This window comes from Guyparkeria sp. (assembly GCF_046545975.1).
Taxonomy (GTDB): domain Bacteria; phylum Pseudomonadota; class Gammaproteobacteria; order Halothiobacillales; family Halothiobacillaceae; genus Guyparkeria.
On the sequence record NZ_JBKGYT010000137.1, the window covers coordinates 1 to 2,522 of the forward strand.

Here is a 2,522-nt window from a genome sequence, read left to right on the forward strand (position 1 = left end):
CCGGCATCCAGTCCCATGTCGGCCACGGCCCGGTCGGTGACCTCGCTGACCAGCCGCTGGCCGTCGGGCAGGATGAGGAACACCGCCTGCCGGCCCGGCCCGGACGGATCGATCCGCTCGATGTGCGCGGGGAGCTGGTTCTGCATCGAGATGTTGTCGAGCGGTTCGCGGGCGAGCGCGACGTCGTCGGCCCGCACGCGCAGCCGGCGTGGGCCGTGTTCGGTCGCGGAACCGTCCGAACCGAGCTGGAAGGCGACCGGCCTGCCGTTCGCCGTTTGCGGTGCGGTGACGAAGCGCAGGCGATGCGGATCGCCGTCGACCCGTTCGACGTGTCCGTCGAGCGAGGCGACCGGGCCCTCCTCGGTGAACAGCGGCGAGTCGACCCGACCGAGCGCTTCCTTGAGCGTCTCGATCCGCTGGACCTGCCCGTCGTCCATGAACACCACCCGGTCGGCCAGCCGCTCGACCTCGGCCGGGGCGTGGGTGATCAGCAGGGTGGGGATGCCGAGATCGCGGATCACCGATTCGAACAGATCGAGCAGCTCGGCCTTGGCGCGCCAGTCGAGCGCGGCGAGCGGCTCGTCCATCATCAGCACGCGCGGCCGGCCGAGCAGCGCCCGGGCAATCGCCACCCGCTGGCGCTCGCCGCCGGAGAGGTTGCCTACCGCCCGGTCGAGCAGCGGGGCGACGCCGGTGCGCTCGATGATCTCGTCGCGATCGATGGCCGGGCCGCGGTCGCGCGGTGCGCGGCTTTCCGCGAAGTGGAGGTTGCCGCGCACCGTGCGATGGGCCAGCAGGGCGGCGTGCTGGAAGACCATGCCGATGTCGCGCTGCTCGGCGGGCAGCGCGCGGCGACCGTCCTGCCAGACCTCGTCGTGAAAGCGCAGCCGGCCGCGGGTGTGGCGGTCCAGCCCGGCCATGGCGCGCAGCAGCGTGCTCTTGCCCGAGCCCGAGCGGCCGAACAGGGCGGTCACCCCGTCCGAGCCGAAGCGGAAGTCGCCGGAGGCCATCCGGAAGTCGCCCACGGTCAGGGTCAGGTTGCCTTCGAACATGCGCTTACCCCAGCCTTGCCGAGAACCGGCGGTTGATCAGGTACACGCCCACCAGGGTGGCGAAGGAGAAGGCCACCATGACGCCCGAGAGCAGGTGGGCCTGGGCGTACTCGAACGACTCGACGTGGTCGAAGATCGCGATCGAGACCATGCGGGTCTCGCCTTCGATATTGCCGCCGACCATCAGGACCACGCCGAACTCGCCGACGGTGTGGGCGAAGGTGAGCACCGAACCCACCAGCAGCCCCTGGCGCGACAGCGGCAGGATCACGGTGAAGAACCGGTCGAGAAAGCGCGCCCGCATCAGCCGCGCGGCGTCCAGCACCTCGTCGGAGAGCGACTGGAAGGCCGACATCATCGGCTGGACCATGAACGGCAGCGAGAACAGCACCGAGCCGATCACCAGCCCGGTGACGTTGAAGGTCAGCTGGCCCTCGAAGCCGAACAGCCCCAGGAACTCGGTCAGCGGCCCGTTGGGGTTCATCGCGATGATCAGGTAGAAGCCCAGCACGGTCGGTGGCAGCACTAGCGGCAGGGAGACCAGCGCCTCGAAGACCACCCGCCAGCGCGAACGCATGCGCGAGAGTCCCCAGGCGATGGGTACGCCGATGATCAGCAGCACCACGGTGGTGATCGTGGCCACCTGCAGGGTCAGCCAGATGGGATGGGTGTCGAGCGGGATGCCGAACAGGGTCATGCCGTTTCCTCGGGCCGTCGGATCAGGGCGTGTCGTAACCGTACTTCTCGATGATCGCCGCGCCCTCGTCGCCCTGCACGAAGGCGAGGAAGTCCTCGACTACATCGGGGTGCTCGCTGCGGGTCAGCGCCACCGCACCCTGCTCGATCGGGTCGTAGTCCCCGGCCGGCGGCATCCAGACGTGGCCCTTCCCCTTGACCGGGCTTTCCGGGTCGCGCAGTTGCGACAGGGCGACGAAACCCAGCTGGGCGTTGCCGGTGGTCACGAACTGGAACGTCTGCGTGATGCTCTCGCCGGTGGCGATCTTGCGCTCGTCGCGGTAACGCTGGTAGAGGTCGCGCTCCTCCAGCACCTGCCTCGCGGCCAGTCCGTAGGGTGCGGCCTTGGGGTTGGCCGAGGCCAGCCGGCGGAATTCGGCCTCGGCGAGGATTTCCTCGGCGCGCTCGTCGACCGGCAGGTCGGGGCTGAACAGGGCCAGCTGTCCCCGCGCGTAGACGAAGAAATCCCGCGCCTCGCCGGAGTCGACCAGTTGCCGCGGGCGCTTGGTGTCGGCGGAGAAGAACGCGTCGAACGGCGCGCCGTTGCGGATCTGGGCGAGCAGCTTGCCCGACGGCCCGAAGGAGAACCGGACGTCGTGGCCGGATTCCTTTTCCCAGGCCGCGCCGATCTCCTCGGCGGCCTTGGTGAAGTTCGCGGCCACGGCCACGGTGACGGTTTCGGCCCGCGCGGCCGCGGCGACCAGCAGGCTGCCGGCGAGCAGTGCGGCTGTCAGG

3 protein-coding genes are annotated in these 2,522 nt (G+C 69.8%); all 3 read right to left on the reverse strand.

The annotated features are described in order from the left end of the window. The coding region (locus ACLFMY_RS08935; protein ID WP_410764312.1) for a molybdenum ABC transporter ATP-binding protein at nucleotides 1-1,052 on the reverse strand (1,052 nt) is incomplete at its 3' end. Between the two features lie 4 nt (nucleotides 1,053-1,056). Beyond that, a complete protein-coding gene (gene modB, locus ACLFMY_RS08940; protein ID WP_410764313.1) occupies nucleotides 1,057-1,749 on the reverse strand; it encodes a molybdate ABC transporter permease subunit in 693 nt (230 codons plus the stop codon). Between the two features lie 22 nt (nucleotides 1,750-1,771). Then, nucleotides 1,772-2,522, reverse strand: a 751-nt coding sequence (modA, locus tag ACLFMY_RS08945; protein WP_410764314.1) for a molybdate ABC transporter substrate-binding protein, incomplete at its 5' end; no start/stop codon positions are given.